Here is a 7,102-nt window from a genome sequence, read left to right as displayed (position 1 = left end):
TTTTTGCCGACTTTTTTCCGGATCCCTCGCAAATGGGTCTTGCATTCCTTGCCCTGCTTGGGTTTAATAGGGGTGGGTTCCCCCTTCGGGGGGATCCCTAGAAATTGGAAAGAGAAAACTGAGGTACGCCAGTACGTGTACCTTCCTTGTTCCCCCTTCGGGGGGATCCCTAGAAATTGGAAATTCTTACCATTGATGGCTCGAACCACTAGAGGCTTGGGCGTTCCCCCTTCGGGGGGATCCCTAGAAATTGGAAATTTCAAGCCGAACGGTTTAGACAGGGAGACGCTCACGCGATCGTTCCCCCTTCGGGGGGATCCCTAGAAATTGGAAATGGCCCACGTTAGCCCCGCTAACGCTCAATTCTGGCCAAGTTCCCCCTTCGGGGGGATCCCTAGAAATTGGAAATTGGTGGTTCAACAACTACTTTACCAGGAATACGGGAGTAAGCGTTCCCCCTTCGGGGGGATCCCTAGAAATTGGAAATTAGGTGCAGAATGTTACCCATATGCCTATGACGGCAAAGTTCCCCCTTCGGGGGGATCCCTAGAAATTGGAAATTTAGAGGAGGCTTTGTTGTTCGCCTGCTGAGGAGGATAGTTCCCCCTTCGGGGGGATCCCTAGAAATTGGAAATTAAGGGCGTTAACACAGCCTTTAACAACTATTCCCTTGTTCCCCCTTCGGGGGGATCCCTAGAAATTGGAAATTTGTTCCGAATGAAGCGGATTGCATCAAGACGACTATGCTGTTCCCCCTTCGGGGGGATCCCTAGAAATTGGAAATTTTTGATAGTGAAACTACAAAAAATCTGGTTGAGGTGTTCCCCCTTCGGGGGGATCCCTAGAAATTGGAAATGCTGATTCAGGACAAAAAGTGCGAGCACATTCGTACCATGTTCCCCCTTCGGGGGGATCCCTAGAAATTGGAAATAACTAATCGGAGGCTCCTCTACCGCCTAAAGTCGAGTTCCCCCTTCGGGGGGATCCCTAGAAATTGGAAATACCAGGGAAGATATACGAGTAGCCCATTAGTGCTACTGGTTCCCCCTTCGGGGGGATCCCTAGAAATTGGAAATGAACGTGGAGACTCCTCTGGCGGGGTGGTGGGGGTGAACTGTTCCCCCTTCGGGGGGATCCCTAGAAATTGGAAATAGTACCTCCCAAATAAGAAGGAGGAGATAACAGTAGGGAGTTCCCCCTTCGGGGGGATCCCTAGAAATTGGAAATTGGTGTCCGCGCCCCACCAGTAAGGGTCAGTTAAAAGGTTCCCCCTTCGGGGGGATCCCTAGAAATTGGAAATAGCCTTGTCGTGTGGGTATGCATTCCACAAATTTGGCTCCCCGTTCCCCCTTCGGGGGGATCCCTAGAAATTGGAAATACCGGAATGTAGAAGTGGAAGGCTACAAGACCTTCCTGGTTCCCCCTTCGGGGGGATCCCTAGAAATTGGAAATATATAATAGCCGGGGATGTCTGAGGTGAGTTTAACGAGTTCCCCCTTCGGGGGGATCCCTAGAAATTGGAAATGATGATCCGAGGAAGCCCGAGGGCTTCAGCGACCGACAGTTCCCCCTTCGGGGGGATCCCTAGAAATTGGAAATGGCTTGACACTGCAGCCACATGGCAAACTCCATACCTCTATCTAGGTTCCCCCTTCGGGGGGATCCCTAGAAATTGGAAATGCCAGAAGAAATTGTCCAGCAACCAGTCTAACTGGTCCTGGTTCCCCCTTCGGGGGGATCCCTAGAAATTGGAAATTTCACATACCTGGGTGTTCTTTATCCCTGAAGTTCCCCCTTCGGGGGGATCCCTAGAAATTGGAAATTGGAGACGGTTCAACACTGCTACCAAGCTTGGCGGCGTTCCCCCTTCGGGGGGATCCCTAGAAATTGGAAATTCTTATGAACCGGCAGGCATCAGTCCAGGCTACTTTCGTTCCCCCTTCGGGGGGATCCCTAGAAATTGGAAATCTGTTATTCAATTTTTCGGACATAGTGAAAACCCCCGTGGTTCCCCCTTCGGGGGGATCCCTAGAAATTGGAAATCAGACAGAATAATTCAAGGGCAAACGAAAACACTCAAGTTCCCCCTTCGGGGGGATCCCTAGAAATTGGAAATCCCCTAGACACCCAGGATTTCTCCTGGGTGTTGTTTATTCCCGTTCCCCCTTCGGGGGGATCCCTAGAAATTGGAAATAATAACTACGAGTGGGAGGCGCGTCCTTTTGGTCAAGTTCCCCCTTCGGGGGGATCCCTAGAAATTGGAAATTTAATTTGCTTGTGGTTCATGCAATCCTCCTATTGGCAGGGGTTCCCCCTTCGGGGGGATCCCTAGAAATTGGAAATTTGCATATTACCCTCCCTTATGCGGGAATAAACAACACCGTTCCCCCTTCGGGGGGATCCCTAGAAATTGGAAATTTCATCAGCGCTTACTCTGTCAAGCATATCTATATCTTGTTCCCCCTTCGGGGGGATCCTTAGAAATTGGAAATTTTTTTGGCACGGGGTGTCCTACGAACCCGGATACTTTAAAGTTCCCCCTTCGGGGGGATCCCTAGAAATTGGAAATTGAATGTGCGAGTGAAGGCTCTGCTCCAGGTCTACGAGTTCCCCCTTCGGGGGGATCCCTAGAAATTGGAAATGCAAAAGACTCTACGCCAGAACAAACAGCAACAAGCATTGGAAAGTTCCCCCTTCGGGGGGATCCCTAGAAATTGGAAATGGTCAAACAGTACCCCAGTGTACTGCAGACTGTGCGGTTCCCCCTTCGGGGGGATCCCTAGAAATTGGAAATCCGAACACGGCTTCATAGCAGGACTCTGCCATTTCGGCCAGGTTCCCCCTTCGGGGGGATCCCTAGAAATTGGAAATCCTTGGACAGCACTCGACTGTCAGTTGGAGGCTTATCGTTCCCCCTTCGGGGGGATCCCTAGAAATTGGAAATTCCCCCTAAACACCAACTCAGCACCCAGGAGAAATCCTGGGTGTTCCCCCTTCGGGGGGATCCCTAGAAATTGGAAATTTCTACTCCGTGAAGGGAGAGGTAAAACATGGCTAATAGTTCCCCCTTCGGGGGGATCCCTAGAAATTGGAAATTTATCGATGATTCGCTGAGCACGGTCTCTAGGCGTCACGCGGTTCCCCCTTCGGGGGGATCCCTAGAAATTGGAAATCGTTCTTATGAATTTACCAGCTTCGATCCAACTCACCATGTTCCCCCTTCGGGGGGATCCCTAGAAATTGGAAATTTGACTCCTTTTGAAAAAGTGTGCCTAATCCGGTAGCGTTCCCCCTTCGGGGGGATCCCTAGAAATTGGAAATTTGGCTATATCTGTGCTGCTGCCGCGTGACGTCCTTGAGTTCCCCCTTCGGGGGGATCCCTAGAAATTGGAAATTCTAGTTGAAGAATAGTACCCCCAACAAAACACCCAGGATTGTTCCCCCTTCGGGGGGATCCCTAGAAATTGGAAATAGGACGAATTTTAGGCCCTTTTGCAAGCTTAATTGGAGTTGTTCCCCCTTCGGGGGGATCCCTAGAAATTGGAAAATCATATAGCCCTCCCTTTAATCGGGATAAACAACACCCAGGAAAAGTTCCCCCTTCGGGGGGATCCCTAGAAATTGGAAAAATAGCGTCCTCCCTTCTTCAGGGATAAACAACACCCAGGTTCCCCCTTCGGGGGGATCCCTAGAAATTGGAAAAACCGCTCAGGTTGGCCGTTGGTGGTTGTCCAGGGTGTTCCCCCTTCGGGGGGATCCCTAGAAATTGGAAAAATCCAACTCACGCGACCGAGTATCCGCGCGACATCCCTGAGTTCCCCCTTCGGGGGGATCCCTAGAAATTGGAAATCGAAGCCGGCAAATTCGTAAGAACCCGGCTAGTCACCGTTGTTCCCCCTTCGGGGGGATCCCTAGAAATTGGAAATGATTCTGGGGAAAGTAAGCTGGATCGAAGCCGGCAAATTCGTAAGTTCCCCCTTCGGGGGGATCCCTAGAAATTGGAAATACCTAGATGACAGGGGGGCTATGCCACACCCCAAATTGTTCCCCCTTCGGGGGGATCCCTAGAAATTGGAAATACCAGAAAGCTTGCCTAATTTCTGGTCCCCCACGTTGGGGTTCCCCCTTCGGGGGGATCCCTAGAAATTGGAAATGTTCCAGCCCTCCTCGAGAACCAACCACTTATCGCGGTATGGTAGTTCCCCCTTCGGGGGGATCCCTAGAAATTGGAAATTGCCTCCCCCTAAAACACCCAGGTATCTTCACCTGGGGTTCCCCCTTCGGGGGGATCCCTAGAAATTGGAAAAAAGTAGCCATCCCGTCTGCTATATGGCAGGCGTTGTTTGGTGGTTCCCCCTTCGGGGGGATCCCTAGAAATTGGAAAAGGCAAAAGCCGCGTACCGAGCTGCAGTGAAGCAGCAACGGGCGTTCCCCCTTCGGGGGGATCCCTAGAAATTGGAAAACCAGCGCAAGCGTTCTACTCTGGCGCTATTGCCCAGAAGTTCCCCCTTCGGGGGGATCCCTAGAAATTGGAAATGGCCCTAATTGCCTCAGGAAGGCCACTGGAACCGTTTGGGGTTCCCCCTTCGGGGGGATCCCTAGAAATTGGAAATAAGACTGGCTGCCGCGCAGAGCACCACCAAATAGCAGGTTCCCCCTTCGGGGGGATCCCTAGAAATTGGAAATACCTAGCGTATTAAACGTAGGGTGAATTTCCCGCTTGTTCCCCCTTCGGGGGGATCCCTAGAAATTGGAAATGCTTTGGCTGTAACGACAGCCTCAATTTGCTCGATCCGTTCCCCCTTCGGGGGGATCCCTAGAAATTGGAAATTGGAGAGCACCCACTCGGGGATCTTCTCTGATACGGTGTGTTCCCCCTTCGGGGGGATCCCTAGAAATTGGAAACAATTCCGCCACCGATCCTGGCTATACTGAGGACACGCTCACCCAAAGTAGGGGTGAGCTTTCACTCGGCAGCGATTCACATGAGTTTTTGGAAGGGCCTGTTCGGGTCAGCAGGAGCTGCTACAACCAAAGAGCCGGCGCAAACAGCTAGGGCCGACCGTCGCCAGGAAACGGTGGTGGTACGAGGGGAGACAATCCTCTTCAGCTTGGATCCCAACTTGGATCTGTACGAGCTAGAGGAGCTCTGCGATGCGGTGGGGTGGTCGCGTCGCCCCATTCACAAGGTGAGAAAAGCCCTGCAGCACAGCTTTTTGGTGGTGTCGATGTGGCAGCAGCGGGGCAGCTACCGTCGCCTCATCGGCTTTGCCCGGGCAACGTCCGACCACGCTTTCAATGCCACCATTTGGGATGTGGTGGTTCATCCCGATTTCCAGGGTAGGGGTCTGGGCAAGCGGCTGATGGAAAAGGTGATCCAAGAGCTGCGCGCCCGAGACATCAGCAACATCACCCTTTTTGCCGATCAGGGAGTGGTCAGCTTTTACGAACGGCTGGGCTTCACCGCCGACCCTGAGGGGATCAAAGGCATGTTCTGGTATCCCCGCTAGCGTATGGCCCCTGTGGTGATTTTGCCCGGTTATCTGGCGGGTGCGTCGGAGTATGAGCCCCTGCGCCAAGAGCTGGAAGCCCGCGGCTATGCGGCACGGGTGGTGCCGTTGCAGGTGCGCAGTTGGTTTCCCACGCTGGGGGGAAGGCCTGTCACTCCCATCCTGTGGGCCCTTCGAGAGACCATCCAAAAGACCTGCGCTGAGTTTGGGGTTGACCGAGTTAACCTGGTGGCCCACTCCGCCGGCGGCTGGATTGCCCGCATCTACCTGGGATCCGTGCCCTATGGGGGACAGGTGTGGCAGGGGCGGGAGCAGGTCGCTGCGCTGATTAGCTTGGGATCCCCCCACACCAGCCGGGAGCGCTGGACGAAGCGCAATTTGGACTTTGTCAACACCCACTATCCGGGGGCCTTTTGGCCCGAGGTCAAATATGTGTGCGTGGCGGGCAGGGTCATCCAGGGGCAGAGGTTGAGTCTGGGATCCCTGTGGCGACAGGAGCATTATCTGGCTTGGCTGGCCTACAACAGCTATTGGCTCACGGCTAGACAGGGGGAATTGTGGGGCGATGGCATTACCCCCATCGAGGCTGCCCACCTGCAGGGGGCTGTTAACCTCACTCTGCCCAACTGCTACCATTCCGGTCGGGGTGGACGGCGCTGGTATGGATCCCCCGAGGTGGTGGAAACTTGGGCTCAGTATCTGGCTTAGGGCCGGGGTTTAGCTGCCAGGCTTGCTTGGGTCGCCGAGGGCAGTCTCGGGCAAAGAGGCGGCCGATTGGCGGCGTTCCTGCTGACGCCGGGCGGCTTTTACCATCTCCTCGACCACAGCCCGCGCCTGCTTCATGCGATCCAAACTGCTGCGATAGAGCTCCAGATCTTTTCTCACCCGCTCTGTTGAAAAGGGCAGCTTGCTCACCACATTCTCCAAAAAGCGGCGGGTGCGTTCTTCTGGTTCTTCGTAAAGGGACTTGGCCACAACTTCATAGGCTGTGTAAAGGCCAACAGCTAAGACCCGGCTGTAGGCGTAGGGCGGCTGAGTCATGCGCTCCAAAATGGCTTTCAACCCACCCACATCTTCCGCCTCTGGCTTGAGACAGAGGAGATCAAGTCTTTGACGGGGATCCCCGCTTCCCATCAACTCCAGCAGATCGCGGGCATTCTTGCGCAACACCTCCGGCTTGAGGTGCAGAGCCTTACAGAGGGCGTTGAAAATGGCTTCTCGCTGCTCAGGGGGGTGATAGGCTTCCATCAGCCCGTCGTAGAGGGTGACCAGCCCCAAGGCAAAAAACGGATCGTAGACGAAGGTGCTGTTGACGGTGGTCAGGTGCAGCTCCACCAACAACTCCTCCACCACCCGGCGATAGACGGCGTTGATCGGGCGAGGGTAGGCGCTGAAAAAGGCCGCTTTGGTGGCGGAGAGAGTGCGAACAGGATTCACAGGCAGACAAAAATGAGCTTGAGGATGGCTTCTCTGTTTTTTTATTCTCACCTGTGCTGACCCTGAGGGCAAGCTGTGTTGACATCCTCCCCGGCCTGAAGGCCGGAGATTCCTACCACGCTACGCATGGATGGCTCCTTGCGCAGTCGTCTCGG

3 protein-coding genes and 1 CRISPR repeat array are annotated in these 7,102 nt (G+C 54.0%); of the genes, 2 read left to right on the top strand and 1 reads right to left on the bottom strand.

Annotation, left to right across the window (positions count from 1 at the left end; translation table 11 throughout):
- Positions 1-76 precede the first annotated feature (76 nt).
- Positions 77-4,906: a CRISPR direct-repeat array (repeat unit 36 nt; unit sequence GTTCCCCCTTCGGGGGGATCCCTAGAAATTGGAAAT).
- A 79-nt stretch (positions 4,907-4,985) separates the two neighbouring features.
- Both NW805_RS11380 and NW805_RS11375 read left to right on the top strand, forming a co-directional pair.
- The gene (locus NW805_RS11380; protein ID WP_414422552.1) at positions 4,986-5,510 is read left to right on the top strand and encodes a GNAT family N-acetyltransferase; all 525 of its coding nucleotides are present in this window, start codon (positions 4,986-4,988) and stop codon (positions 5,508-5,510) included.
- Between the two features lie 3 nt (positions 5,511-5,513).
- Positions 5,514-6,218 carry an esterase/lipase family protein gene (locus NW805_RS11375; RefSeq protein ID WP_414422551.1) on the top strand — a complete coding sequence of 235 codons (705 nt, stop codon included), beginning with the start codon at positions 5,514-5,516 and terminating at the stop codon, positions 6,216-6,218.
- 9 nt (positions 6,219-6,227) lie between these two features.
- Here NW805_RS11375 and psb29 read toward each other — a convergent pair whose 3' ends face one another.
- Positions 6,228-6,947 carry a photosystem II biogenesis protein Psp29 gene (psb29, locus tag NW805_RS11370; protein ID WP_414422550.1) on the bottom strand — a complete coding sequence of 240 codons (720 nt, stop codon included), beginning with the start codon at positions 6,945-6,947 and terminating at the stop codon, positions 6,228-6,230.
- Positions 6,948-7,102 lie beyond the last annotated feature (155 nt).

This window comes from Synechococcus sp. W60.1, from assembly GCF_047461575.1.
Lineage (GTDB): Bacteria > Cyanobacteriota > Cyanobacteriia > Thermostichales > Thermostichaceae > Thermostichus.
This window is presented reverse-complemented; position numbering and strand designations above follow the sequence as displayed.

Coding starts and splice junctions, on each gene's coding strand:
- NW805_RS11380 (WP_414422552.1), top strand. CDS start 4,986: ATGAGTTTTTGGAAGGGCCTGTTCGGGTCAGCAGGAGCTGCTACAACC.
- NW805_RS11375 (WP_414422551.1), top strand. CDS start 5,514: ATGGCCCCTGTGGTGATTTTGCCCGGTTATCTGGCGGGTGCGTCGGAG.